Annotated in this window: 27 protein-coding genes, 2 tRNA genes and 1 other RNA gene; 15 read left to right on the forward strand and 15 right to left on the reverse strand. The window is 69.4% G+C overall.

Translation table 11 applies throughout. The annotated features are described in order from the left end of the window. Window positions 1–94: 94 nt before the first annotated feature. Complete coding sequence (gene dnaN / locus ACIHAD_RS35405) at window positions 95–1,192, forward strand: DNA polymerase III subunit beta (protein ID WP_397359080.1); 1,098 nt, start codon at window positions 95–97, stop codon at window positions 1,190–1,192. 4 nt (window positions 1,193–1,196) lie between these two features. Here dnaN and ACIHAD_RS35410 read toward each other — a convergent pair whose 3' ends face one another. Then, window positions 1,197–1,652 carry a MarR family winged helix-turn-helix transcriptional regulator gene (locus tag ACIHAD_RS35410; protein WP_397359081.1) on the reverse strand — a complete coding sequence of 152 codons (456 nt, stop codon included), beginning with the start codon at window positions 1,650–1,652 and terminating at the stop codon, window positions 1,197–1,199. 63 nt (window positions 1,653–1,715) lie between these two features. On the opposite strand from ACIHAD_RS35410, the gene ACIHAD_RS35415 reads away from it, so the two are divergent. Both ACIHAD_RS35415 and ACIHAD_RS35420 read left to right on the forward strand, forming a co-directional pair. Further along, a complete protein-coding gene (locus ACIHAD_RS35415; protein WP_397359082.1) occupies window positions 1,716–1,853 on the forward strand; it encodes a hypothetical protein in 138 nt (45 codons plus the stop codon). Then, entirely contained in the window at window positions 1,850–2,692 is an 843-nt protein-coding gene (locus ACIHAD_RS35420; RefSeq protein ID WP_397359083.1) for an SDR family oxidoreductase, read from the forward strand. The genes ACIHAD_RS35415 and ACIHAD_RS35420 overlap by 4 nt, the downstream gene beginning before the upstream one ends. A 7-nt stretch (window positions 2,693–2,699) precedes the next feature. On the opposite strand, the gene ACIHAD_RS35425 is transcribed toward ACIHAD_RS35420, so the two are convergent. The 5 genes from ACIHAD_RS35425 to upp form a co-directional block, all read right to left on the reverse strand. Further along, window positions 2,700–3,374 (reverse strand): FadR/GntR family transcriptional regulator, encoded by a 675-nt coding sequence (locus ACIHAD_RS35425; RefSeq protein ID WP_352318450.1) that lies wholly within the window; start codon window positions 3,372–3,374, stop codon window positions 2,700–2,702. 100 nt (window positions 3,375–3,474) lie between these two features. Then, complete coding sequence (locus ACIHAD_RS35430) at window positions 3,475–4,818, reverse strand: helix-turn-helix domain-containing protein (RefSeq protein WP_397359084.1); 1,344 nt, start codon at window positions 4,816–4,818, stop codon at window positions 3,475–3,477. A 96-nt stretch (window positions 4,819–4,914) separates the two neighbouring features. Further along, entirely contained in the window at window positions 4,915–5,448 is a 534-nt protein-coding gene (locus tag ACIHAD_RS35435) for a PH domain-containing protein (RefSeq protein WP_357973922.1), read from the reverse strand. 252 nt (window positions 5,449–5,700) lie between these two features. Continuing rightward, window positions 5,701–5,925, reverse strand: a complete 225-nt coding sequence (locus ACIHAD_RS35440) for a hypothetical protein (protein WP_352318442.1) — start codon at window positions 5,923–5,925, stop codon at window positions 5,701–5,703. Window positions 5,926–6,134: 209 nt separating this feature from the next. Further along, the gene (gene upp, locus ACIHAD_RS35445) at window positions 6,135–6,773 is read right to left on the reverse strand and encodes a uracil phosphoribosyltransferase (RefSeq protein WP_397359085.1); all 639 of its coding nucleotides are present in this window, start codon (window positions 6,771–6,773) and stop codon (window positions 6,135–6,137) included. A gap of 149 nt (window positions 6,774–6,922) precedes the next feature. On the opposite strand from upp, the gene ACIHAD_RS35450 reads away from it, so the two are divergent. The 4 genes from ACIHAD_RS35450 to ACIHAD_RS35465 all read left to right on the forward strand — a co-directional run bounded on the left by ACIHAD_RS35450 (window position 6,923) and on the right by ACIHAD_RS35465 (window position 8,485). Further along, the gene (locus ACIHAD_RS35450) at window positions 6,923–7,438 is read left to right on the forward strand and encodes a tRNA adenosine deaminase-associated protein (protein ID WP_397359086.1); all 516 of its coding nucleotides are present in this window, start codon (window positions 6,923–6,925) and stop codon (window positions 7,436–7,438) included. Between the two features lie 81 nt (window positions 7,439–7,519). Then, a complete protein-coding gene (locus tag ACIHAD_RS35455; RefSeq protein ID WP_397359087.1) occupies window positions 7,520–7,933 on the forward strand; it encodes a tRNA adenosine deaminase-associated protein in 414 nt (137 codons plus the stop codon). Between the two features lie 14 nt (window positions 7,934–7,947). Next, the gene (locus ACIHAD_RS35460) at window positions 7,948–8,385 is read left to right on the forward strand and encodes a nucleoside deaminase (protein WP_397359186.1); all 438 of its coding nucleotides are present in this window, start codon (window positions 7,948–7,950) and stop codon (window positions 8,383–8,385) included. A gap of 10 nt (window positions 8,386–8,395) precedes the next feature. After that, window positions 8,396–8,485 (forward strand) — tRNA-Ser (locus ACIHAD_RS35465). A 40-nt stretch (window positions 8,486–8,525) separates the two neighbouring features. Here ACIHAD_RS35465 and ACIHAD_RS35470 read toward each other — a convergent pair. The 4 genes from ACIHAD_RS35470 to ACIHAD_RS35485 all read right to left on the reverse strand — a co-directional run bounded on the left by ACIHAD_RS35470 (window position 8,526) and on the right by ACIHAD_RS35485 (window position 11,165). After that, entirely contained in the window at window positions 8,526–8,840 is a 315-nt protein-coding gene (locus tag ACIHAD_RS35470) for a hypothetical protein (protein ID WP_397359088.1), read from the reverse strand. A 109-nt stretch (window positions 8,841–8,949) separates the two neighbouring features. Beyond that, on the reverse strand, window positions 8,950–9,246 hold the full coding sequence (locus ACIHAD_RS35475) for a type II toxin-antitoxin system VapB family antitoxin (protein WP_357693414.1): 297 nt from the start codon (window positions 9,244–9,246) through the stop codon (window positions 8,950–8,952). A 45-nt stretch (window positions 9,247–9,291) separates the two neighbouring features. Further along, window positions 9,292–10,152, reverse strand: coding sequence for a neutral zinc metallopeptidase (locus ACIHAD_RS35480; RefSeq protein WP_397359089.1), 861 nt, complete (start codon window positions 10,150–10,152; stop codon window positions 9,292–9,294). 53 nt (window positions 10,153–10,205) lie between these two features. Then, on the reverse strand, window positions 10,206–11,165 hold the full coding sequence (locus ACIHAD_RS35485) for a neutral zinc metallopeptidase (RefSeq protein ID WP_397359090.1): 960 nt from the start codon (window positions 11,163–11,165) through the stop codon (window positions 10,206–10,208). Window positions 11,166–11,253: 88 nt separating this feature from the next. Here ACIHAD_RS35485 and ACIHAD_RS35490 point away from each other — a divergent pair, with 88 nt between their 5' ends. Then, the gene (locus tag ACIHAD_RS35490) at window positions 11,254–11,895 is read left to right on the forward strand and encodes a LysE family translocator (RefSeq protein WP_397359091.1); all 642 of its coding nucleotides are present in this window, start codon (window positions 11,254–11,256) and stop codon (window positions 11,893–11,895) included. 26 nt (window positions 11,896–11,921) lie between these two features. Here the strand turns inward: ACIHAD_RS35490 and ACIHAD_RS35495 are convergent, their stop codons facing one another. From ACIHAD_RS35495 to ACIHAD_RS35510, 4 genes are all read right to left on the reverse strand, one after another. Continuing rightward, entirely contained in the window at window positions 11,922–12,398 is a 477-nt protein-coding gene (locus tag ACIHAD_RS35495; RefSeq protein ID WP_397359092.1) for a hypothetical protein, read from the reverse strand. A gap of 411 nt (window positions 12,399–12,809) precedes the next feature. After that, window positions 12,810–13,592 (reverse strand): class I SAM-dependent methyltransferase, encoded by a 783-nt coding sequence (locus tag ACIHAD_RS35500; protein ID WP_397359093.1) that lies wholly within the window; start codon window positions 13,590–13,592, stop codon window positions 12,810–12,812. A 68-nt stretch (window positions 13,593–13,660) separates the two neighbouring features. Beyond that, window positions 13,661–14,602: a hypothetical protein gene (locus ACIHAD_RS35505; RefSeq protein WP_397359094.1), complete on the reverse strand. Its 942-nt coding sequence runs from the start codon at window positions 14,600–14,602 to the stop codon at window positions 13,661–13,663. A 122-nt stretch (window positions 14,603–14,724) separates the two neighbouring features. Then, a tRNA-Ser gene (locus ACIHAD_RS35510) sits at window positions 14,725–14,812 on the reverse strand. A 107-nt stretch (window positions 14,813–14,919) separates the two neighbouring features. On the opposite strand from ACIHAD_RS35510, the gene ffs reads away from it, so the two are divergent. Both ffs and ACIHAD_RS35520 read left to right on the forward strand, forming a co-directional pair. Beyond that, window positions 14,920–15,015: signal recognition particle sRNA small type (ffs, locus tag ACIHAD_RS35515), an RNA gene on the forward strand. 31 nt (window positions 15,016–15,046) lie between these two features. Next, on the forward strand, window positions 15,047–17,356 hold the full coding sequence (locus tag ACIHAD_RS35520; protein ID WP_397359095.1) for a DNA polymerase III subunit gamma and tau: 2,310 nt from the start codon (window positions 15,047–15,049) through the stop codon (window positions 17,354–17,356). A gap of 28 nt (window positions 17,357–17,384) precedes the next feature. Here the strand turns inward: ACIHAD_RS35520 and ACIHAD_RS35525 are convergent, their stop codons facing one another. Then, window positions 17,385–18,641: a GAF domain-containing protein gene (locus tag ACIHAD_RS35525; RefSeq protein ID WP_397359096.1), complete on the reverse strand. Its 1,257-nt coding sequence runs from the start codon at window positions 18,639–18,641 to the stop codon at window positions 17,385–17,387. Window positions 18,642–19,134: 493 nt separating this feature from the next. On the opposite strand from ACIHAD_RS35525, the gene ACIHAD_RS35530 reads away from it, so the two are divergent. The 5 genes from ACIHAD_RS35530 to ACIHAD_RS35550 all read left to right on the forward strand — a co-directional run bounded on the left by ACIHAD_RS35530 (window position 19,135) and on the right by ACIHAD_RS35550 (window position 23,027). Next, on the forward strand, window positions 19,135–19,485 hold the full coding sequence (locus ACIHAD_RS35530; RefSeq protein ID WP_125640519.1) for a YbaB/EbfC family nucleoid-associated protein: 351 nt from the start codon (window positions 19,135–19,137) through the stop codon (window positions 19,483–19,485). 2 nt (window positions 19,486–19,487) lie between these two features. After that, complete coding sequence (recR, locus tag ACIHAD_RS35535; RefSeq protein ID WP_397359097.1) at window positions 19,488–20,087, forward strand: recombination mediator RecR; 600 nt, start codon at window positions 19,488–19,490, stop codon at window positions 20,085–20,087. Next, window positions 20,080–20,610, forward strand: a complete 531-nt coding sequence (locus ACIHAD_RS35540; RefSeq protein ID WP_352362187.1) for a DUF5063 domain-containing protein — start codon at window positions 20,080–20,082, stop codon at window positions 20,608–20,610. Before recR ends, ACIHAD_RS35540 begins: the two co-directional genes overlap by 8 nt. A gap of 87 nt (window positions 20,611–20,697) precedes the next feature. Then, window positions 20,698–21,972: an aspartate kinase gene (locus ACIHAD_RS35545; RefSeq protein ID WP_397359098.1), complete on the forward strand. Its 1,275-nt coding sequence runs from the start codon at window positions 20,698–20,700 to the stop codon at window positions 21,970–21,972. Then, a complete protein-coding gene (locus ACIHAD_RS35550) occupies window positions 21,969–23,027 on the forward strand; it encodes an aspartate-semialdehyde dehydrogenase (RefSeq protein ID WP_397359099.1) in 1,059 nt (352 codons plus the stop codon). The genes ACIHAD_RS35545 and ACIHAD_RS35550 overlap by 4 nt, the downstream gene beginning before the upstream one ends. Window positions 23,028–23,045 lie beyond the last annotated feature (18 nt).

Here is a 23,045-nt window from a genome sequence, read left to right on the forward strand (position 1 = left end):
AACAGGCCGCCCAGCCGTGCCCGCGCGCAGCCGGAGTTGTCGGTGGGAGCGGCTATTTTCATAGAGGCACGGTGCGACGAAAGGGTGGATCCTCGTGAAGATCCGGGTTAACCGCGATGTACTGGCAGATGCGGTGGCATGGGCCGCCAGAGTCCTGCCCAGCCGCCCGGTGGTGCCCGTACTTTCCGGGTTGCTGCTGGAGGCGGGCGACGAGCTGAGCCTGTCCGCCTTCGACTACGACGTCTCCGCGCGCGCCCTGGTCGACGCCGACGTGGCCGAGCCCGGGAGCGTGCTCATCCCCGGCAAGCTGCTCGCCGAGATCAGCCGCAGCCTGCCGGCCGAAGACGTCGAGCTCGTCACCGAGGGCGCCGAGGCCGTGCTGACCTGCGGGAGCGCCGAGTTCGGGCTGATCACGATGCCGGTCGAAGACTTCCCGGCCCTGCCGGCGATGCCCCCGAGCATCGGCGCGGTCGGCGGCGGCGTGTTCGCCTCCGCGGTCAGCCAGGTAGCGCCCGCGGCCAGCCGCGACGACACGCTGCCGATGCTGACCGGCATCCGGGTCGACATCGAGGGCGAGTCCGTGGCGATGGCCGCCACCGACCGCTACCGCATCGCCGCCCACGACTTCACCTGGCGTCCGGCCGCGCCGGGCGTCGCCGTCTCGGCCATGGTGCCGGCGAAGGTGCTGGTCGAGGTGGCCAAGTCGCTGCGCGGCGGCGAGGTGTCGGTCGCGATGGGCGACGGCGTGGCCGGGTTCGAGAGCGTCGGCCGCAGCACCACCGTGCGCCTGCTCGACGAGCAGTTCATCGACTACCGGGCCCGGCTGACCTCCGACTGGTCGATCAGGGCCGACGTCGCGGTGACGCCGTTCGTCAACGCGATCAAGCGGGTGGCCCTGGTGGCCGAGCGCAACACCGCGATCCGGTTGTCGTTCTCGCAGGGCCAGGTGCTGATCCAGGCGGGCGGCGGCGACATCGGGCGCGGCGCCGAGGTGGTCGCGTGCGAGCTTCGTGGCGACGACATCCAGATCGCCTTCCAGTCGCAGTTCCTGCTCGACGGCCTGACCGGCATCGAGACCGAGCTGGCCAGGATAAACATGGAGTCCCCGACCAGGCCCGCCCTCATCCAGGACGTCACGGGCGACGCCCAGCCCGCCTTCCGCTACCTGGTCATGTCGTTGCGCCTGACCTGAGCCGTCACCCCGCCGCGCCCGTCTGCCGCTCGGCGACCAGCTTGAAGACCCTCTTGAACTCCGCGTACGCCTCTTCGCCCACGGCTCGGGCGTGCGCGGCCTCCATCTCGGCGATGATGGCGTCCGACTTCGTCATGTGGTCCAGCGCCTTGTCCGTCGGCACGATCAGTTTGGCCCGCCGGTCCGCCGGGTCGGGCTGCCGTTCCACGTAGCCGAGCGCCACCAGCTCGTCCACCAGCGTGCCGATCACCTGCTTGTGCTGCCCCGACTGCACGGCCAGGTCGGTCGCCCTGCTGCCCTCCTTGTCCAGGTACGCCAGCACCGCTCCGTGCCGCGGACGCAGCCCCGGATGCCCCTGCTCGGCCAGCTTGGCGAAGAGATCGCGCTGCAGGGCGAAGAGCGTCCGCCCCGCCAGGACGCCGAGATCTGGTTCGTCCTGCTTGCGATGACTCCTGCGCACGTGTCGGCCCTCCAATTAGTCACTAATTTTGACTGTCACTGATTCTTACTATATCGTCGTGGCATGACGACGGTGGAACTCACCAGGTTCAGAGTGTCCCCGGGACGCGCCGACCAGTTCCTGGCGGCCCGTCCCGGCATCCGGAAGTTCTTCGACCTGATCGACGAGTTGATCTCTGCAGAAGAGGGGACATCGCGATGACCATCCTGATCACCGGCGCCACCGGCACCGTTTCCGGCGCCGTGCTGAGGTCGCTGGGCGACCTGACCGACGTGCGCGTCCTGGTGCGCGACGCGGCCAAGGCCCCCGAGGGCGTCGAAGTGGCCGTCGGCGACCTCGACGAGCCGGCCACGCTCGACGCCGCCTTCGCGGGCGTGGACACCTTGTGGCTGCTGACCGCCATGGGCCCCCAGGCGCCCCACGCGAGCATGAACGCCCTCTGGGCGGCCAGGAAGGCAGGGGTGCGTCACGTCGTGCGCCTGTCGGCCATCGGGGCCGCCCACGACGCCCCCACACGCAACGGCCGCCTGCACGCCCTGTCGGACGCCGAGCTGGCCGCCTCGGGCCTCGACTGGACCGTCATCCGCCCGGCCTTCTTCATGCAGAACCTGCTGGGCTCGGTCAACGGCGACACCCTCTACGGCGGCACGGGCCAGGGCAGGATCGGGCTGATCGACGTCCGCGACATCGGCGACTTCGCCGCCGCGGTGCTGCGCGCCCCGGCGCCCCACAAGGGCCGCGCCTACACGCTCACGGGCCCGGCCAGCATCTCGCTGGGGGAGGCGGCCGCCGCCCTGACCGAGGTCTACGGCACGCCGATCGCCTACCACCCCGTGGCGCCCGACGACGCCTACCGCTCGATGCTCGACGCCGGCATGCGCGAGTGGGACGCGGCCGTCACCAAGGAATACCTCAAGGCGTACGCCGAGGGCTGGGGCGACCGTACGACGACGGCCTTCACCGACGTGACGGGCCGCCCGGGCCGGTCCTTCACCGAGTTCGCGAAGGACCATGCGACCGAGCTGCGCCCCGCCGCCTGACAGCCGGTCAGGAGTCGGTGAGGGCGATGAGGATGTGCTCCATGCACGCGTGCCCGGCCCGCTCGGCCGCGGTCGCGTCACCGGCGGCGATGGCACGGGCGATGGCGTCGTGCGGGATGTAGCTCTTGTTGAACGACGTGCCCGCGGCCGTGATGCTGGCCCGCAGAGCCGCCGAGAAGTCCTCGTAGAGGTCGATGAGCACGAGGTTGTGGGTGGCGTGCGCGACCGCCATGTGGAAGGCGAGGTCGGCCTCGACGAAGAAGTCGGGGTCGTCCAGCTCCCAGGCGCGGTCACGTTCGGCCAGCGCGGCCTCGATGCGGCGGATGTCCTCGTCGGTGCGGCGGGTCGCGGCCAGCCGCGCGGACTCGACCTCCAGCGCGCGTCGCACCTCGAGGATCTCCAGCTGCTCGGCCTGGCGCAGCCGGCGCAGCATCGCCCCCGACAGCTCACTGGTCGCCCGGACGTAGGTGCCGTCCCCCTGACGGCACTCCAGCAGCCCGGCGTGCGTCAACGCGCGCACGGCCTCGCGAACGGTGTTGCGTCCCACGCCGAGTTGTTCGGCGAGCACCGTCTCGGTGGGGATCTTGCCGTTCATCTGCCACGACCCTGAGGTGATCTGCTCCTTGAGCTGATCGATCACCTGGTCGACGAGCGAAGCCCGCTGCGCCGTACGCAGACTCACAGTCCGCCTCCTCCGGGGAAACCAATCATCCTATGAGTCAATGACTGGTCGACCCTAATTATTCCAGACTCAAAAGTCCAAATCTGGAGCTCCCGGAGGTTCAGTGCGCGACCGTGGCGTCCACCGTCACCCCTGCCAATGCCGAGCGAACTCCGGCAGCTTCAAGGGCCTTACGATATGCGGCGGTCTGCTGTGCTCTCGCCCCGACCCGGCCATAGAGGTCACCCAGCTCGCGCCAGCAGCGGGCGGCCTGCCTGTCGGACCCGAACACCGGACGGTCGAGCGAGTCGAGCATCTCGTGCGTGGTACGGAGCTGCGTCGTGGCACTGCCGTCGAGATCGAGCGCGACGGTGGCGAGCACGAGGTTGGCCTCGGCCGGCGTGGTGCCCGAACCGTCGTGGGCCAGCCCCAGCGCCGTGGTGGCCAGCTCGGCGGCGCCCGCCTGGTCGCCCGCCCGCAGCCGCACCCGCGCGTGCGTGACGAGGCTCTCGCCGTGCTCGCGGACACTGCCGGGGGAGGTGGCGAAGGCGCGCGACGCGGCGGCGGCCAGCCGCTCGGCCTCGTCGAGGGGCGCGGTGACCAGCCTGGACCAGTGCATGGCCGCCCGCGCGAGCTGCAGCGCCAGCCGGGTCTGACGGCCGGCCATGATGGCGTCGTCGGCCAGGCGCACGGCCAGCGCGGAGTCCTCCCCGGCGGCGGCGGCGGAGCTCGCCCGCCACAGCGCGTGGATCTCCTCGGAACGGTCCATAACTTTAGGAACGCCGCTGTTGTCCAGCACCCGCTTGACGTACTCGAGCTCGGGGGAGTCGCCCTGACGCTCGCTGCGCGCCTCGACCAGAGCGGTGGCCAGGTCGACCGCGATCTCGCCCTGCGAGATGGACAGCCGCTCGGCCTGCTCCAGCGCGGACGCGGCCAGGTCGCGGGCCCTCAACCGGTCGCCGGCCCGCTGGTAGCAGCGGCTCAGCGCGATCGTGAGCGGCAGGTCGGCCAGGCGCTCGGGATGCGCGGCGGCCTCCCTGCGCAGCCGTTCGAACGCCTCGACGGCCTGGCCGAGACGCCCCTGCACCTCCAGCGCACGGGCCCGGCCGAAGCGGGCGTGCGCGGTGAGCATGGCGTTCTCCTCGTCGGCCGCCTTCACGATCTCCGTGAAGCGGTCGGCCGCCACCGCGGGGTCGCCGTGCTGCAGCTCCAGCTCGGCATGGCGAAGACCCAGCTCGGTGTCGATGCGCTGCCTGGGCTCGATGCCGTGCAGGAGGAACTCGGTGGTGCATCCCAGCCGCTCGGCGAGGAGGCGGGCCACGACAGGAGTCGGCGTACGCTTGCCCGACTCGATGAGCGAGACATAACTGTCAGACAGGTCGGGTCCGGCCAACTGGGCCTGGGACATCCGCCTGTTCAGCCGCAGTCCACGGACGCGGTCACCGATGGTTCCCTGACTCGGCATCTCATCTCTCAAGGCGGGGAAGGGTCAACAACACGCAATGATTGCATGAAGTAGCCGAATCTGGTATCCCCGCGTGAAGAATTTGCCGCGCCGAGATTAATCGTCGCTCTCGTCCTTGCTGGGGAAAAGCATCTGGCAGACCTCAAGGTAGAGCGTCTCCGGATACGGAATGTACTCGACCGTTGACAGAGCCTGGTCCTGACCAGCGGACTCGAGGATGAACTCGCCGTAACCGAGCATGCGTCCCAGGAGAGATCGCTGGAAGCTCATGTCGGTGACCTTGCCGAGCGGCATCATCGCGACCTTGCGCGTGATCAACCCTGTGGTGAGCAACATCCGCTTGGACGTCACCACAAAGTAATCGACCGACCACTCCGCGACTTTCCATACGAAGCGGACGAGCAGCAGAAGCCACAGCCACCACACCACGACGAGCGCCGTACCGCCGGACTCCCCGCCACCGAAGAACTTGCTGAGGAGCCCGGCGATGATCAGGCCGCCGAAGACCTCGGCGACCGGACGCAGCAGCACGGCGGGATGACGCCGCACCATGATGACCTGTTGTTCATTGGGGAGGAGGTAGCGGTTGACCGACGACGGAGCAGAGTCCCCGTGGGTCACCAGTCTCATGCGAGGTTGTTCACAAATTGGGCCAGAGAGTCGGCCGCGTTGAACACCGTGTCGAACGCTCCCTTCACCGCGTCTGCGGCATCAGCTGGTCGTGCGAACAGGTAGTACGCCACAAATGCGATACCACTGTATGTGAGGACTCTTTTGACCTGCACTGTCGCCTCCGTGCCACTAACCCACTCCACCCGCCGTATACATTACCCACCCCGTAGCGGGGGTAAAGGTAACTTGGCGGGTTAGTTTTGATCTTGCTTAGCCACGCTCGCTGGCGACCAGCGCCAGGACGTGAAGGTGCTTCCGGGCGATGCGTTCCACAAGGCTTGGATGCGCATAGCCAGTGACCTCCAGCGCGCCGTAGTGCGCTGCTTCCACACAGCGCGTTACGGTGGTGGAGGAATGCACTCCGGCGAACTCGTCGCGTAGTGCGGCCTCCACCTCCGCGTACGGGGTCGGGTCCGCCTCGGTGTGCTCGCTCATGCGCCCTCCTGTGCCGGTCGCATGAGACGGGGCGCTGCTGTTGCCGGTCGCTCGCTCATTCACGAGGACCCCTGGCACCGGGCATGTCGCTCATCGTGCTTCCCCCACGCGCATGCGGAAGTTCCCTTCCTGTCTCTTCGTACCCACCCAACCACAGTATGTAACGAAGTGACGACCCAGCGTAAGGAGAAGGGGAGCCGATGGAAGGGTCAGACCACGCCGTAGAGGCGGTCGCCGGCGTCGCCGAGGCCGGGGACGATGTAGCCGTTCTCGTTGAGCCGCTCGTCGAGGGCGGCGGTGACCACGCGGATGGGCTTGCCGGAGCCCGCGAACACCTTGTCCATGTACGCCAGGCCCTCGGGGGCGGCCAGCAGGCAGATGGCGGTGACGTCGACCGCGCCCCGGTCGAACAGGAACTGCACGGCCGCGGCGAGTGTGCCGCCGGTGGCGAGCATCGGGTCGACGACGAAGCACTGACGCCCGGACAGGTCGTCGGGCAGGCGGGTGGCGTACGTCTCGGCCTGGAGGGTGGACTCGTTGCGGATCATGCCGAGGAAGCCGACCTCGGCGGTGGGCAGCAGCCGCGTCATGCCGTCGAGCATGCCGAGCCCGGCGCGCAGGATGGGCACGACCAGCGGCTGGGGCTTGGCCAGGCGCACACCGTGGGCTTGGGAGACCGGGGTCTGGACGGTCACGTCGGTGACCCGTACGTCGCGCGTCGCCTCGTACGCCAGCAGCGTCACCAACTCGTCCGCGAGCCTGCGGAAGGTCGGCGAGTCGGTGCGGACATCGCGCAGCGTGGTGAGCTTGTGGGCCACGAGCGGATGGTCGACGACGAGGGTTTCCATAGAGGCCAACGGTATCCGGTGGTCGGAGTGGTGGCACCTCGGGCCTTTGGTTTTGATCACAATTTGGTCGGAGAAGCACACGCCGCGTGGCCTGTTCTGGAACGATTGGGGTCTGGTGCGAACCTGTCGTGTCAGAGGCTCGGGTGGGGATGGCGATGACAGACGAAGATGCGCTCGACTTCGCCATAGTGATCTATCGCGAGGACGAGCGGTGGCACGCGGAGTTGCTGCCCGCCACGCTCACGTCCGACCTCCAGGGCCTGATCCAGGCCCTCAGGCAGCAGCCGAGCGAGAGCGGCACGATCGCCCTGGTCGCGGTCGGCGACGAGTTCTTCGTGGCGCTGCGCGTGCTCGGTGACCGCGTCGACGTCTTCCTGTCCGACATCGCCGCCTCCTGGGACTTCCCGCTCGCCCGCCAGGTGCTGCACTACCTCGACGTGCCGGTTCCCGACGAGGAGGAGCTCGACGAGATCCTCCAGGACGAGGAGACCGTGCTGCCGGCGGGAGATCTGTCGATCTTCGCCGATCTCGGATTGGACGAGATGGAGCTGGGCATCCTCTCCGGCGACATCGATCTCCTCCCCGAAGATGTGCTGTCCAGCATCGCCGCGCGGCTCGGCTTCTCCGAGCCGTTCGAGCGTGCCATCGAATCGGTCTTCGGCTGAACCCCCTGGAGTGCGGGCATGGCGTCCAACACCTTCTCTGCGGCTTTTGTCAGGACTTCCGATGGCTGGTCCGGTGCAGAGGTGGACCTGCGCGACGCGGAGATCGTCGACGATTTCGCTGACGCCGTCATCGAGACTCTGGGCCTGACGGGCGACGAACTGGCCCTGCTCTGCGTTGAGGTCGAGGACGAATGGTTCGCCATCGCCCGCTACCGCGGCGAGGACGAGCCCCGGGTGTTCCTCTCGGACGTGCACGCGATCACCTCCAACAGCATGGGGGAGCTGTTCGCCGAGTTCGCCGGCGTGGTCCCCGACAAGGAGGGCAACGGGCTCGGCGTCCGTCCCGCCGGTGACTTCGAGCTGCTCAGCGACCTCGGCGTGAGCTCGGAGGAGCTGCTGGAGCTGAGCATGGAGGAGGGCCTGCTGCCCGCCGACATCCTCTCGGTGATCGCCGAACGGCTGTCGTTCGCCGACGAGCTCGACCGGTTGCGTTGACCCACGAGGAAGCGATGCGCCTGGCCCTGGCCGAGGCCGTCGCGGCCGGCGGCAGGGGCGAGATCCCCGTCGGCGCCGTCGTGCTCGGCCCGCTCGGCGAGGTGCTGGCCGCGGCGGGCAACGACCGCGAGTCCGCCGCCGATCCCACCGCGCACGCCGAGGTGCTCGCACTCAGGCGGGCCGCCGCGCTGCGCGGGCAGTGGCGGCTGGGCGGCTGCACGCTGGTGGTCACCCTGGAGCCGTGCACGATGTGCGCGGGCGCGGCCGTGCTCGCCCGGGTCGACCGGATCGTGTACGGCGCCGTGGACGAGAAGGGCGGCGCCGTGGGCTCGCTCTGGGACGTCGTACGCGACCGGAGACTCAACCATCGGCCCGAGGTCGTCATGGGTGTCTTGGCCGAAGAATGCTCCGTTGTCCTCAAGGAGTTCTTCGCTACTCGGAGAATCCGGTAAGCTCGTCCGCGGTGGTGTCGCCTAGTGGCCGAGGGCGCACGCCTCGAAAGCGTGTGATGGGGCAACTCATCCGTGGGTTCAAATCCCACCACCACCGCCAGCGGGCCTCCGACGACCTCGGAGGCCCTTTTCTTTTGCCCTCAGGGCTGCTGGGTCGGCCCGTCGGCCGGCGGGTTGAGGTTGAGCTGGATGTCCGGCGGGCTGTCCTCGACGACCTGCGTCTGGACCGTCTGGCCGCCGCGGGTCTCCGGGCGGCCGTCGTCGGTCAGGACGAAGAACAGGGCGCCGCAGGCGCTGAGGAGCAGCAGCGGCAGCCCGATCGCCAGCAACACGATCAGGTTGCGATTGTCGAGCGGTCCGGGCTCCTCGAAGTACTCCTGGACCGGTTGGTAGGAGTAGTGCGGCGGGCCGTATCCGGGTGGCGGCCACGGCCCATGTGGCGGTGGATACGACACGGCATTCTCCAAATGATGTTGAAAGACGCGGGCGTGACGCACGGCACATCGATCAGGTTGACACATGAAAAAGGGAGCCGCGAATGGCGGCTCCCTTTTCCGGTGCGTTTCAGCTGGGCAGATCCAGGACCCTGGCGTGCAGGATCGATCGTTGGTGCAGGGCCGCGCGCAGGGCCCGGTGGAGGCCGTCCTCGAGGTAGAGCTCGCCCTTCCACTGCACCACGTGCGGGAACAGGTCGCCGTAGAAAGTGGAGTCGGCGGCGAGCAGGGAATGCAGGTCCAGCATGGCCTTCGTGGTGATCAACGAGTCGAGCCGGACCTGCCTGGGAGGGATCTGCGCCCACTCTCGGTTCGTCAGACCGTGTTCGGGATAAGGGCGTCCGTCGCCGACGAGCTTGAAGATCACCCACCTCATTTTAGGAGAGAATTCGACCTCGTGCGTTGTCTGGGACTATCGGCCCAGCTCAGACTGTTCACAGTCGCCGGGACGGCCGTTTTGGTAGCCGCGCTGGAAGGCGTTGACGCGTTGCTCGGACGAGCCGTGCGTAAACGATTCGGGGTCGATTCTGCCGCTCGTGCGTTGCTGGATTCTGTCGTCGCCCACGGCGGCCGCGGCGTCCAGGGCCTCGGCGATTTCCGTCTGCGTGAAGGGCTTTTCGTAGAAGCCCGTCTTGACGGCGTTCTGCGCCCAGACGCCGGCGTAGCAGTCGGCCTGGAGCTCGACGGGGACCGAACTGCCGGTGTCCGACTGGAGGGCGCCGCGCAGGTCCTGGACGTGATGGCCGTATTCGTGGGCGATCACGTACGCCTGGGCGAAGGGGCCGCCCTTGGCGCCGAACTGGCTGTGGAGCTGGTCGAAGAAGCTCAGGTCGAGGTAGACGCGCTGGTCGCCGGGACAGTAGAACGGGCCGACGGCGGAACTGGCCGCGCCGCACCCGGTACGGAGGCTGCCGGAGTACAGGACCGTCTTCGACGTCCGATAGCCCGAAATTTCCTGCTTCCAGTAGTCCTGGATGCTGTTGACCACGCCCACGACGCGGCACTTCTCCGACTGGTCGGCGTCCTTGCCCGTCTTGCACTCCTCGGAGAGCTTGGCCGGAGGCTGCTTCTGCGCGGGCTCGCCGCCGCCGCCACCGCCGCCGCCCAGGTTGTTGAGCACGAACACCAGCACTAAGGCGATCAGGCCGACGATGCCGCCGCCCCCGAGGACCATGCCGCCGGGGAAGCCGCCGCCCGAGAACCCGCCGCCACCGCGACCGCCGACGTCCTCGACCTGCGACGAGTCGAGGTTGACGTCGTCCTTGAAATCCATATCTGACGTCCCTTCTGGGTGCTGCCCGCTAGAGAGCTTCCCCGACGGGCCGCCTAGATGCCATCCGAGAAGGTGTCACATCTCTCGGGCACGCCGGTGTCGTAGCCGACGCCGAACCACTTCTCGCGTTGTTGCGAGGTGCCGTGGGTGAAGGCGTCGGGGGTGACGCGGCCCTGGGAGCGGCGCTGGATGCTGTCGTCGCCGACCGCCGCGGCGGCGTCGAGGGCCTGGTTGATGTCGGCCTGGGTGAACGGCTCGCGGTAGAAGCCCGTCTTGACCGCGTTGTGCGCCCAGACGCCGGCGTAGCAGTCGGCCTGCAGCTCCAGGCGTACGGACGCGCTGGTGGCGCCCGGCCTGCTGTTGTTGCCGACCTTGTCCATGGTGCCGAGCAGGTTCTGGACGTGGTGGCCGTACTCGTGGGCGACGACGTACGCCTGGGCGAACGGGCCGCCCTCGGCGCCGAAGTCGCGCTGGAGCGTGTCGAAGAAGGCCAGGTCCAGGTAGACCTTGCGGTCGCTCGGACAGTAGAACGGGCCCACGGCCGAGTCGGCGGGGCCGCAGCCGGTGTTCACGGCCCGCGAGAAGAGCACGGTCTTGGCCGGTGTGTACTCCTTGTCACGTTCCTTGAACGCCTGCCGCCAGTAGGACTGGATGCTGTTCACCGTGCCGACGATCCGGCAGTCCTCCGACTGGTCGGCGTCGGCGCCCGTACGGCAGCGTTCGGCGAGGTTGCCGCTGGGGGAGAGCTGGCCGGGGGCGCTCGGGTAGCGTCCGCCGCCCTGCTCGCCGCCTTCGTCGCCGCGGAAGGGCGTGGGGGCGAGCTTGAACAGGAACAGCCCGGCCACCGCCAGGACCAGCAGCAGGCAGCCGCCGCCGCGTCCGCCGATGGGCAACATGCAGCCGCCGCCCGGCATCCCGCCCCAACCGCCGCCGCCGCGGCCGGGCTGGGGGCCGGAGGCGCGGACGTCCTCGACCTGTGAGGGGTCGAGTGGGGCGTCATCGTCGAACTGCATACCCTGAATCATCCCCCGCAGTCGGGCGATTACGCAGAGCAATGTACGGGAGTAGGATTTTCGGGTATTTGTCGGTTAATCTGCCGCCATGACGGGTGGGTTGATCGGGATCGCGCTGGTGTCCCTGGGCATGGTTCTGACGCCAGGGCCGAACATGATCTATCTGGTGTCCCGCTCGATCAGTCAGGGGCGTCGCGCCGGACTGATCTCGCTCATCGGCGTCGCGCTGGGGTTCATGGTGTACCTGACGGCGACGTGCCTCGGGCTGACGGCCGTGTTCGCGTACGTGCCGGTGGCCTACACGGTGCTCAAGCTGGCCGGGGCCGCGTACCTGCTCTGGATGGCCTGGAACGCGGTCAGGCCGGGCGGCGCGTCGGTCTTCCAGCCCCGGGAACTGGAGGCCGAGCGGCCGCGGAAGCTGTTCGCCATGGGGCTGTTCACCTGCCTGCTGAACCCCAAGATCGCGATCCTGTACCTGTCGCTGCTCCCGCAGTTCATCGACCCGGCCATGGGACACGTGCTGCTGCAGAGCCTCGCGCTCGGCTCGGTGCAGATCGCGATCGGCACGCTCGTCAACGCGCTGATCGCGGTCTCGGCCGGCGGCCTCGCCGCCTTCCTCGCCCGGCGTCCGGGGTGGCTGCGGGTGCAGCGGTACGCGATGGGCACGGTGCTCGGCATCTTCGCCGTACGCATGGTCGCCGACCGTTCGAAGGCCCTCGTGCCGGCCTGACAGAGGCTTTCGGAGGCGCATGGGCCCTATTGGGGCACCTGGGTCCTGAAGCGCTCGTGGGCCGCCTGCTTGGAGATCCCCATGGCCTCCCCGATGTCCGCCCAGGAGGCGCCGTTCTCCCGCGCTCCGGCGACGGCCTGGTCGAGCAGCGTCCGCTGCCAGCTCTCCACCTGGGACAGCAGGGTGAGCGCGGCCAGCGGACGATCGGCCGAGAGCTTCACGACCTGCTCGCACAGCAGGTTCGACTTGGTCACCAGCCAGCTGGGCGGGGCGGCGGCGAGCAGCGGAGGCGTGTGCCTGCTCCACCACCGGTACTCCGCCTCCTTGGCCCCCTCCGGCGTCGCCGGATACCGCCGCCGATCAGCCCACCCGCACGAACACGCGGCCTGGTATCCGACGTACGTCCTGGTGAAGGCGCTGGACGTCGAAGCCAGCTCCCCGTCGGGCAGAACGGGCGCGGCGAACCCCTCATGGCCGGGAAGATCGGCAATGCTCAAAGTCATAGCCGTCAAGATATCCTGACGAATCTCGTTCTCGCCATCCGTTCCAGGGTTTTCCTCCGCCGTCCTTGCGTCGGCCCGTCCAGGTCTCCTCGGCGTAGAGGACCCGGGCGGCCACATGCGGTTCGGGCGTCCCCGGACGTGGTGACTCGCGAGTGGTACGGCGTCAGCATCAGGGCGGCCGCGTCACTACACCTACGCCGTCATCGAAGCGCCCTTCCCCGTGACCGGCTACCTCTCGACGCTGCGCGTCCACCCGGTCCCCGGCCGCGAGGACGCGAGGTGCAGTGGCCCGGATGCTTCACGCCGACGGGAGTGAGCGAGAGCGAGGCGGTCGGCCGGTTCACCACCATCTTCCACGACGGCCTCGACGCCCTGCACAACGCCCTGACGACCTGTCGGTCCAAGAGCGAGTCAGCGCCCGGGCCGCCTGGCGACCAGCACTTCGGTGGCCAGTCGCTGCTCCCACCGGCCCGCGGGATTGTCGTCGAGGAGCGCTCGTCGCAGCGCCATGACGAAGGCGGGCAGCCGGTCGCCGAGCCTGGCGGGCGAGCTGTAGGAGTAGGAGAGCTGGAGGCCGATCAGTCCGTCCACGTCCCAGGTCAGGCTTCGGGTGAACACCCGGGATTCCAGGCCGCAGAAGGGCGAGGCGGCCAGGACGTCGTCGTGGTGCTCGCCGGTGGCGTGGAAGGAGTTGGCGGCGCTGTGGATGTCGAGGCCGAACTCCTCGCACACCCGCCTCTCGATCGGCTGCCACGGTTGCGCGTCCGGCTGCCACGGCTCTCCCGGTTGCCGCGCCGGGCCGACAAGGGCCACCGCGCCGCCGGGCGGTAGCAACTCGTCCAGGTCCACCAGTACGGACCTGCGGTCCATCCAATGGAACGACCGACCCATCACCACGTGGTCGAACGGCGGCAACGCCCGCAGAACGGTCGAATCGCCCTGTAGCCAGGTGATGTTGGCGACCCCCTCGGCCAGCCGCCCGCCCTCCGCGAGCATCTCCCTCGCCGGGTCCACGGCGAGGACCGCCTTCGTCCGGCGGGCCAGTGGGATCGCGATCGTCCCGGGGCCACAGCCGAGATCCAGTACGCGCCCGTCCGCCCCGAGCGTCGTCGCCAGGTGCTCTGTCGTCGCCGGGCCGTAGCCCGGGCGGTATCTGGCGTAGTACGGCGCAGCGCTTCCGAACAGGTCCTCCATGAACAGGACCATAGAAGAACACCGAACCCGCAGGAATGCGACTTGTCAGAGTCGGCAGGGGCAGTACCTCAGCCAGGCGGCGCCAGCCGACCCACCCGATCGAGAAGCACGTCGTCCAGATCCCCCACCAGCATCCCGTTGCTCACCGAGGGGCGGCAACGGGGAATGATCCGTACCCAGGCCGGCGGTCCCTCCGCATAACCGAAGTGCAGGAGGAACATCTCCTGTCCGTCACCGACCTCCCCGCACGTGTTGCCGCCCGGTTCGGCGTCCAGTGCGTTCAGCTCGGCCGCCAGCTCGCGCGCCTGCCGCTCCCCGTGCGCCGGCCCGTGAGACGGGCGGGGTGTGGGGATCCCGCCTTGGTCGTTCCGGCAGACCAGCACCTTGATCGGCCCGTCGGGGACCATCTGCTCATTCTGACCCCGTCGTCCGGTCGCCGGAGTGCAAGGGTCCTTCGGTTGGAGGAGCGCCCAGGTCCCGGTGCGGTAGGCGGCGGTGATGCTGGGGCCGACGTACGAACTGCTGTTGACCGTGCCGTTGGTCGTGGTGACGCAGGAGTTGACCTCTTCGGCGCTGCCCACCCACAGTGCCCGGCCGTCGGGGTAGGCGAACCGGACGAGGTAGTTGGTCATCCGCCCGCCCGTCAACGTGCACATCCTCTCGACGCGATCGGCGGCGACGGGAAGATAGCCCAGGTCGTGGGCCATCAGCCTGGCCTGGTCGGTCAAGATCCGTGAGCCGGCGAGTGACTCCCCGCCCGGATTCGAGTTGCGCCCGGGGTAGGCGCAGATCAACGCGCTTGCCGGCGTGTCGGGCACGAGCGAGTCCTCGACACCGTCGAAATCGGCGGCGACCGGCACCCAATGGCCGATCTCGTCGCTGTCCCACCGCTGTGGACATGAAGCCGGCACCGGCGGCGCAGGACCGCCGACCGTACCCGGAACCAGGACGACCGCGGTGAGAAGCAGGACCGCCGCCACGACGACGCCGGCCCAATGGGCGGGTTTCACACGCTGATGACGCCGTCCGCCCGCCCCTGGTTCACCGAACGTGCGTGCCGGCCCGCCCGACGGAAACCGGGGCGGGAAAGCCGGAAGGGGTGTGCCGTGATCCCGGCACACCCCTTCCGAACTGGCGGAGGATAGGGGATTTGAACCCCTGAAAGGTTGCCCTTTACACGCTTTCCAAGCGTGCGCCCTCGGCCACTAGGCGAATCCTCCGCCGACGAGCTTACCGGACTTCCAGCACTGTGGTGACCGCGATTTTTTCCGGGACGAGCTTGGCCCGAACCGTGGAGCGAGCACTGCTGAGGCCGGTTAGACTGTCCAGGGACCCCTCGCGCGGCGTCATCCTGTGAACCTCCCCAGGGCCGGAAGGCAGCAAGGATAAGCGGGCTCTGGCGGGTGTGCGGGGGGTCTCTTCGTTGAGAGCCCCCTCGCAGGCGGGATGGTCGCATGAGCCTTGCGCTTTACCGCAAGTACCGACCCGGGACCTTCGCCGAGGTCAAGGGTCAGGAACACGTCACAGATCCGCTGCGACAGGCGTTGCGTACGGGCCGCATCAACCACGCTTACCTGTTCAGCGGCCCCCGTGGATGCGGCAAGACCTCCAGCGCGCGGATTCTCGCCCGCTCTCTCAACTGCGAGCAGGGCCCGACGCCCGACCCCTGCGGCACCTGCGACTCGTGCATCGCGCTCGCCCCGACCGGCCCCGGCCACCTCGACGTCATCGAGATCGACGCGGCCTCCCACGGTGGCGTCGACGACGCCCGCGACCTGCGCGAACGCGCCTTCTTCGCGCCCGTGTCGGCACGGTACAAGATCTACATCATCGACGAGGCGCACATGGTGACCCGCGAGGGTTTCAACGCGCTGCTCAAACTCGTCGAGGAGCCTCCGCCGCACCTGAAGTTCATCTTCGCGACGACCGAGCCGGAAAAGGTCATCGGCACCATCAAGTCGCGTACGCACCACTATCCGTTCAGGCTGATGCCGCCGGCGACGCTCAAGGCGCTGATGGAGGAGATCCTCACCTCCGAGAGCGTGCCCTTCGAGCCGCCCGCCCTGCCGCTGGTCGTACGCGCGGGCGCCGGCTCGGCGCGTGACTCGCTCTCCATCCTCGACCAGCTCCTCGCCGGGGCCGAGGAGGACGGCATCACCTACGCCAAGGCCGTCTCCCTGCTCGGCTACACCGACGGTGACCTGCTCGACGAGGTCGTCAACGCGTTCGCCGCGCGCGCCGGGGGCGAGGTGTTCCAGGCGGTCAACCGGGTGATCGAGGGCGGCCACGACCCGCGCCGCTTCGCCTCCGACCTGCTGGAGCGCTTCCGCGACCTGGTGATCCTGGCCAACGTGCCCGAGGCGGCGTCGAGCGGGCTGCTCGACCGTCCCGCCGACGAGCTGGAGCGGCTGGTGCAACAGGCGTCCTCGATGGGGCCCGCCGAGCTCACCCGTGCGGCCGAGATCTTCAACGCGGGGCTCACCGAGATGCGGGGCGCCACCTCGCCGCGGCTGCTGCTCGAACTGATGTGCGCGCGCGTCCTGCTGCCGGGCGCCTCGCAGGGCGAGGCGTCCCTGCTCGCCCGGCTCGAACGCCTGGAGCGCGGCGGCACGGTCGCCCAGATGGCCTCCAGGGCGGGCGCGGTGACGATCCCGCGTCCGGCGGCTTCGGGCGGCGACGACGTGCACGTTCCCGCCGCCGCCCCTCCGGTTGTCGCGGTCGGTACGCCCGTGACGGCCGTTCGCGAGGCGGCGGCTCAGGAGCCTGCGACGTCCGCCGACGGTCAGAGGCCGGCGGGCGGAGGGGCCGACGACTGGCCCGAGCCCGTACGTCCCGGCTCGGCGGCGGCCGCGGTCTCCGGCGCGCCCGCGCCGGCCTCCGCCGCTCCGGCCCCCGCGGCGGCGTCCGGCCCGGTCGCGGGCGGGGCGGGCGGCATGCAGCAGCAGTGGCCCGCCGTGCTGGCCGCGCTCAAGCAGCGCAGCATCGTGGTCTGGGCCAACGTCAGTACGAACGCCCAGGTCCTGGGCGTCGAAGGCAACCTGGTCACGCTCGGGTTCAGCCAGGTCGGCGCGATGAAGAACTTCACGGGCGGCGGCAAGGACGCCGTCGTGGCGACCGCGCTCGGCGACGTGCTCGGCGGCACCTGGCGGGTCGAGGCGGTGGTCGGCGGCTCTCCGGCGCCCCAGACCGCCCGCGGCCCCGTACGCCAGCAGCCGCCGTCGGGCGGCCACGGCAACCCCGCGCCACAGGTGGCCCCCGCCGCCGGCCAGGCGACGACCAGCCCGCAGGGCGGGGCGGGCGTCCACGCGACCTCCCAGGGACGGTCCGCCTCCCACGGCGGCTCCCAGGACGACCAGGCATCCCCGGACCCGGGCCAACCTCCGGCCGCCGCGTCCGCGCCCCCGACCACCGACGAGTCCTGGCCCGACGCGCCCGACGACCTCGGCCCCGGTTCCCCGCCGAGCCCCGACCCCACCCAGACCGTGACGGCCAGGCAGCCCGCCGGCGCGCCGGTCGGAGCGGGTCTGGCCGCCGCGCGGTCGGCCGCCAAGGCGGCCGCTCAGGCGGGACCGCGTGCCCCCGGCTCGCGCGCGGGCGGCGCCGCGGCGTGGCCGAGCGCGATCCCGGGCCGTGACAAGGCCGCCGACGCCGACGAAGTCGACCCGCTGAACGACGCCGACGCCGACGTGGACGCCGTCTCCGGCATGGCCCTGCTGCAACGCGAACTCGGCGCCCAGGTCATCGGCGAGATCGACCACACCTGACAGAAGGCTCTCCCCGCCCGCGACGCGGTCAGGGGAAGAGACGGGCGCGGGCGGCGGCCGAGCGCGGGTCCGTCGGCGGAAGGGCCGACAGGCGTTCGAGTACCTGGTAGTCGTCGCGGCCGTTGGGGGTCTGGGCGTAGGTCCACAGGTCGTCGGGTGAGCCGTGGCGCAAGAGGCACGCGCGTACCTGGGCTTCCAGTTCTTCGCGTTCGCGCCGGATGTCCGGCGACTCCGAGCGCGGCAGGAGCGGGCCGGGATAGGCGCGGGCCAGGGCGGCGGTGTCGCCCGACTCCAGGAGCCGGCGAAGGCCGAGGAAGTCGGCCTCGACCGGGCACACCAGCCGGTACGGCTTGGCCGCCAGCACCTCACCGAGCTGGCTGCGCAGCCGATGGATCTCGGCCCGGATCGTCACCGGGTTGCCGTCGTCGCCGTACAGGTGGAACGAGAGCTGGTCGGCCGACAGGCCCTGGGGATGCAGGGCGAGGAGGGCGAGGATCTCTGCGTGGCGCAGTGAGAGCGGGCATGCGCGGTCGCCGAGGTCGGCCGTCGGGGTGCCCTCGCCGAGGCAGGTCAGGCGGAGGGTGGGCGGCGTCGCGGACGGGGTGTCGCGCAGGAGGTAGCCGTCGCAGAAGGGTTCGAGGAAGGCGACGCTCCCGTCGCGCAGGATCATGCGCCGGCCGGACAGGGGGAGGCGGGCGCCGAGCCGGCCCATGGGATCGCCCGAGATGACCCGGCCCGTGGGGGACAGCAGGATGCCTCCCCGGTTGCGCAGGGACTCGTAGCGGCGGCGCAGGCGTTCGTCGCGCTCGTGCATCCGTACGGCGAGCTGCGACTCCGCCAGCTTGGCCGTCGCGCTGACCAGGGCGACCGTCGCGGGATGCAGGGAACGCGCGATGCCGCTGACGTCGACGCAGCCGATGACGCTGCCCGACTCAGGATCGCTGATCGGCGCCGCGCTGCACGACCAGACGTGCAGCACCCGCATCAGGTGTTCCTCGGAGTAGACGTGGACCGGCCGGCCGGTGGCGAGCGCGGTGCCGATGCCGTTGGTGCCGGCCATGTACTCGCCCCAGTGGTGGCCGTCGGCCAGGCCCACCTGGTCGGCATCGCGCAGGATGCCGCCTTTGCCCTCCCGCCAGAGCACGCGTCCGTCACGGTCTGTGACGATCATGACGTGGTCGGTCTCGTCCGCCAGGCCGGAGAGTGTCTGGGCGAGCAGCGGCAGCAGCGGCTGCAGCGGATGAGCCTCACGGATCTCGACGACGTCGGCGGACTCGCAGACCAAAGGGGCACTCCGGCCTTCCGGGTCGATCCCCGCCGCGAGCGATCTCCGCCAGGACGCCGTGATCAGAGTGCGGGGCGAATCAGGCGAGCTCTGTCCTGTAGCTGCCGCTTCGTGTGCTCCGCGTAGAAGGCGGGAGTACGCATCGAGATGGCCGTAACTCATCGGTCACTCCAAGTAGTCAAGAAGAGCATCCGCCCTGGCGGCGATATGCGCAAGCCGTTCAGGGGGATTGCGAAGGGTGATTGAATGAACGCAACGTGTGTGCAACGTTGGGCGCACTAGCGTTCCGAAACACGCGTCGGCGTGGTGCGGCCGCTCCGTCCGACGTGATGGCCGGGTCTCGGACACTGGAGGGGGGCCGAGATCCGGCCATGACAAAGGTCCGTGACGAATGTCTGGAGGGAAACATGGGGAGCCCTCCCAGTACATGACGCCGCCCAAACACCGTAGGCTCGTGGCAGTCAAGAACCGGAGCCACGAGGAGCGCACGACGGTGAACCCAGGGGATGTCAACCTGCAGCAGCTGCTGGAGCAGGCTCAGCTCATGCAGCAGCAGCTTGTGAGCGCCCAGCAGGAGCTCAACGACGCGCAGATCGAGGGCTCGTCAGGCGGCGGCATGGTCACGGCCGTCGTCAACGGCTCAGGTGAGCTGCTCGAACTCAAGATCGACCCGAGCGTGATCGACGCGGCCGACCCGCAGGACACCGCCGACACGATCGCCGACCTGGTGATCGCGGCCGTCCGCGACGCGGTGCGCGCCGCCGCCGACCTGCAGCAGGAGAAGCTCGGCCCGCTCGCCCAAGGTCTGGGCGGCGGCGGACTCGGACAGTTGCCAGGGTTCTAGGCATGTACGAGGGGGTCGTCCAGAACCTGATCGACGAGCTCGGCATGCTGCCCGGCGTCGGTCCCAAGAGCGCGCAGCGCATCGCGTTCCACCTGCTGGCGGCCGATCCGGCCGACGTCAGGCGGCTGGCGCACGCGCTGCTCGAAGTCAAGGACAAGGTGCGCTTCTGCCGGGTGTGCGGCAACGTGGCCTCCGAGGAGGAGTGCCGCATCTGCCGCGACCCGCGGCGCGACACGCACGTCATCTGCGTGGTCGAGGAGTCGAAGGACGTCGTCGCGATCGAGAAGACGCGCGAATACCGCGGCACGTACCACGTGCTCGGCGGCGCGATCAGCCCGATCGACGGTGTCGGCCCCGACGACCTGCGCATCCGCGAGCTCATGACGCGCCTGGCCGACGGGCGGGTCACCGAGCTCATCCTCGCCACCGACCCCAATCTCGAAGGCGAGGCGACCGCTACCTACCTCGCCCGTCTGGTCAAGCCGATGGGCATCAAAGTGACACGACTCGCCAGCGGCCTGCCGGTGGGCGGTGACCTCGAATACGCCGACGAGGTGACCCTGGGCCGTGCTTTCGAAGGACGGAGGCTCCTGGATGTCTGATATGTGGGATGTGCTCGCCGAAGAGATCGCCGCGCACGCGCAGAACTACGTCGACGGTCTGACCAGGGTCGCCGGCGGTGAGGGCGGCGACGCGATCTGGTCGTTGCTCCTGGTGGAGGTCGCACAGGTGAGCCTGGCCGGGGCCAAGCTCGGCGCCAACCGCGACGTGATCCTCTCGGGCAACTACGAGCCGCCGATGAGCGAGGACCCCGACATCGACGGCGTGCGCACGGCGCTGGCCGAGCGGCTGGAGGCGGTCGACGACTACGCCGAGGTGTTCGACCCGTACAAGGACACGTCGGTCACGCCGTACCGGCTGTCGGACGATCTGACCGCGGTGGCCGCCGATCTCATCCACGGGCTGCGCCACTTCCACGCGGGCCGTCCGCACGAGGCGCTGTGGTGGTGGCAGTACTCCTACTTCAACACCTGGGGCAACCACGCGGGCGCCGCGATGCGCGCGCTGCAGGCCCTCGCCGCGCACTCGCGGCTCGACGTGGCGGAGGAAGCCACCACCGTGTGATGATCATCCACATAGTGGTATGAACCATCAGGCTCATGAGAGGCCCCCAGTAGACTGGCAGTTCACAGTCCAGACCGGGAGACTCTCGTGGCGCTCGTTGTGCAAAAGTACGGTGGTTCGTCCGTCGCCGACGCGTCCTGCATCAAGCGGGTCGCGCAGCGGATCGTCGCGACGAAAAAAACCGGCAACGACGTGGTCGTGATCGTCTCCGCGATGGGCGACACGACGGACGAGCTGCTCGACCTGGCCGAGCAGGTGTCGCCGCTGCCTCCGGGCCGCGAGCTCGACATGCTGCTGACCTCCGGAGAGCGCATCTCGATGGCCCTGCTGGCCATGGCGATCGCCAATCTCGGTCACGAGGCCCGTTCGTTCACCGGCTCGCAGGCCGGCGTGATCACCGACTCCACCCACGGCAAGGCCCGCATCATCGACGTGACGCCGGGCCGCATCCGTGAGGCGCTCGACCAGGGGCACATCGCGATCGTGGCCGGGTTCCAGGGCGTCTCGCAGGACACCAAGGACATCACCACGCTGGGCCGCGGCGGCTCCGACACCACGGCCGTCGCGCTCGCGGCGGCCCTGGAGGCCGACGTCTGCGAGATCTACACCGATGTCGACGGCATCTTCACGGCCGACCCGCGCATCGTCCCCGTGGCCCGCAAGATCCCCAGGATCTCGTACGACGAGATGATGGAGATGGCGGCCTGCGGCGCGAAGATCCTGCATCTGCGCTGCGTCGAGTACGCTCGGCGGTTCGACCTGCCGATCCACGTACGCAGCTCGTTCAGCACCAGGGAAGGCACGTGGGTCGTCTCCGACCCTTACACCGAAGGAACCGAGATGGAGCAGCCGATCATCTCCGGCGTCGCGCACGACCGGAGCGAGGCCAAGATCACTGTTGTCGGGGTCCCCGACAAGGTCGGCGAGGCTGCCTCGATCTTCAAAACGCTGGCCGACGCCGAGATCAACATCGACATGATCGTCCAGAACGTCTCGGCCGCGGCCACGGGCCGTACCGACATCTCCTTCACGCTGCCCACGGCCGACAGCCAGGTGGCGCTGACGGCGCTGAAGAAGATCCAGGGCCGCATCGGCTACGAGTCGCTGCTCTTCGACGACCAGATCGGGAAGGTGTCGCTGATCGGCGCGGGCATGCGCTCGCACCCCGGCGTCACGGCGACGTTCTTCGCGGCCCTCGCGGACGCGGGGGTCAACATCGAGATGATCTCCACCTCGGAGATCCGCATCTCGGTGATCGTCGAGCAGGACGGTGTCGACGCGGCCGTGGCGGCCGCCCACCGTGCCTTCGATCTCGACGCCGACCAGGTCGAAGCCGTGGTGTACGGAGGTAGCGGACGATGAGCAGGCCCAATCTCGCACTGATCGGCGCCACCGGCGCCGTGGGCACCGTGATGCGGGACATCGTGTCCACCCGGGAGGACATCTGGGGCGAGATCCGTCTCGTCGCCTCCCCGCGCTCGGCGGGCAAGGTGCTGAGCGTGCGCGGCGAGGACGTCGTGGTCCAGGCGCTGGCGCCCGAGGTCTTCGACGGCATCGACATCGCCATCTTCGACGTGCCCGACGAGGTGTCGGCCGTGTGGGTGCCGATCGCGGCCGAGCGCGGCGCGATCGCGATCGACAAGTCCGGCACGTTCCGCATGGAGCCCGACGTGCCGCTGGTGGTGCCCGAGGTCAACCCGCTCGACGCGCGGCAGCGGCCCAGGAACATCATCTCGACCCCCAACTGCACCACGTTGTCGATGATGGCGGCCATGGGCGCGCTGCACGCCGAATACGTGCTCAAGGAGCTCGTCGTCGCCTCCTACCAGGCGGTGTCGGGCGCGGGCGTGGCGGGCTCGGCGCGGCTCTACGACGAGGTCGAGGCGCTGGCCGGCGACCGTTCGATCGGCCAGACGGCCGGCGACGTGCGCAACGTCCTGGCCGACAAGCTGCCCGGGGAGTCGCCGTTCCCGGCGCCCATCGCGTTCAACGTGGTGCCGTGGGCGGGCTCGTACAAGGACGGCGGCTGGGCGTCCGAGGAGCTCAAGCTCCGCAACGAGTCACGCAAGATCCTCGGCATCCCCGGCCTGAAGGTCTCCGCGACCTGCGTCCGCGTGCCGGTGGTCACCACGCACTCGCTGGCCGTGCACGCCCGCTTCGAGCGGGAGATCACGGTCGAGGACGCGCACCGCGTGTTGTCGGCCGCGCCGACGGTGGTGCTGATGGACGACCCGGCCAACGGCGTCTTCCCGACGCCGCTCGACGTGGTCGGCAACGACCCGACCTACGTGGGCCGCGTCCGCCAGGCGATCGACTTCCCGAACACGCTCGACCTGTTCGTCTGCGGCGACAACCTGCGCAAGGGCGCAGCGCTGAACGCGGCGGAGATCGCCGAACTGGTGGCCTCCGAGCTGTAGCCCGGCCGACTCCGTGGG

Source organism: Nonomuraea sp. NPDC052265, assembly GCF_044547985.1.
In the GTDB taxonomy this organism is placed as follows: domain Bacteria; phylum Actinomycetota; class Actinomycetes; order Streptosporangiales; family Streptosporangiaceae; genus Nonomuraea.

What these genes read in the sequence shown, in the direction of transcription:
- upp (WP_397359085.1), bottom strand. Translation starts at nt 6,773, where the DNA reads ATGGAAACCCTCGTCGTCGACCATCCGCTCGTGGCCCACAAGCTCACC.
- recR (WP_397359097.1), top strand. Translation starts at nt 19,488, where the DNA reads ATGTACGAGGGGGTCGTCCAGAACCTGATCGACGAGCTCGGCATGCTG.
- ACIHAD_RS35500 (WP_397359093.1), bottom strand. Translation starts at nt 13,592, where the DNA reads ATGGAGGACCTGTTCGGAAGCGCTGCGCCGTACTACGCCAGATACCGC.
- ACIHAD_RS35540 (WP_352362187.1), top strand. Translation starts at nt 20,080, where the DNA reads ATGTCTGATATGTGGGATGTGCTCGCCGAAGAGATCGCCGCGCACGCG.
- ACIHAD_RS35460 (WP_397359186.1), top strand. Translation starts at nt 7,948, where the DNA reads ATGCGCCTGGCCCTGGCCGAGGCCGTCGCGGCCGGCGGCAGGGGCGAG.
- ACIHAD_RS35480 (WP_397359089.1), bottom strand. Translation starts at nt 10,152, where the DNA reads ATGGATTTCAAGGACGACGTCAACCTCGACTCGTCGCAGGTCGAGGAC.
- ACIHAD_RS35485 (WP_397359090.1), bottom strand. Translation starts at nt 11,165, where the DNA reads ATGCAGTTCGACGATGACGCCCCACTCGACCCCTCACAGGTCGAGGAC.
- ACIHAD_RS35490 (WP_397359091.1), top strand. Translation starts at nt 11,254, where the DNA reads ATGACGGGTGGGTTGATCGGGATCGCGCTGGTGTCCCTGGGCATGGTT.
- ACIHAD_RS35420 (WP_397359083.1), top strand. Translation starts at nt 1,850, where the DNA reads ATGACCATCCTGATCACCGGCGCCACCGGCACCGTTTCCGGCGCCGTG.
- ACIHAD_RS35550 (WP_397359099.1), top strand. Translation starts at nt 21,969, where the DNA reads ATGAGCAGGCCCAATCTCGCACTGATCGGCGCCACCGGCGCCGTGGGC.
- ACIHAD_RS35495 (WP_397359092.1), bottom strand. Translation starts at nt 12,398, where the DNA reads ATGACTTTGAGCATTGCCGATCTTCCCGGCCATGAGGGGTTCGCCGCG.
- ACIHAD_RS35520 (WP_397359095.1), top strand. Translation starts at nt 15,047, where the DNA reads ATGAGCCTTGCGCTTTACCGCAAGTACCGACCCGGGACCTTCGCCGAG.
- ACIHAD_RS35440 (WP_352318442.1), bottom strand. Translation starts at nt 5,925, where the DNA reads ATGAGCGAGCACACCGAGGCGGACCCGACCCCGTACGCGGAGGTGGAG.
- ACIHAD_RS35435 (WP_357973922.1), bottom strand. Translation starts at nt 5,448, where the DNA reads ATGAGACTGGTGACCCACGGGGACTCTGCTCCGTCGTCGGTCAACCGC.
- ACIHAD_RS35415 (WP_397359082.1), top strand. Translation starts at nt 1,716, where the DNA reads ATGACGACGGTGGAACTCACCAGGTTCAGAGTGTCCCCGGGACGCGCC.
- ACIHAD_RS35430 (WP_397359084.1), bottom strand. Translation starts at nt 4,818, where the DNA reads ATGCCGAGTCAGGGAACCATCGGTGACCGCGTCCGTGGACTGCGGCTG.
- ACIHAD_RS35450 (WP_397359086.1), top strand. Translation starts at nt 6,923, where the DNA reads ATGGCGATGACAGACGAAGATGCGCTCGACTTCGCCATAGTGATCTAT.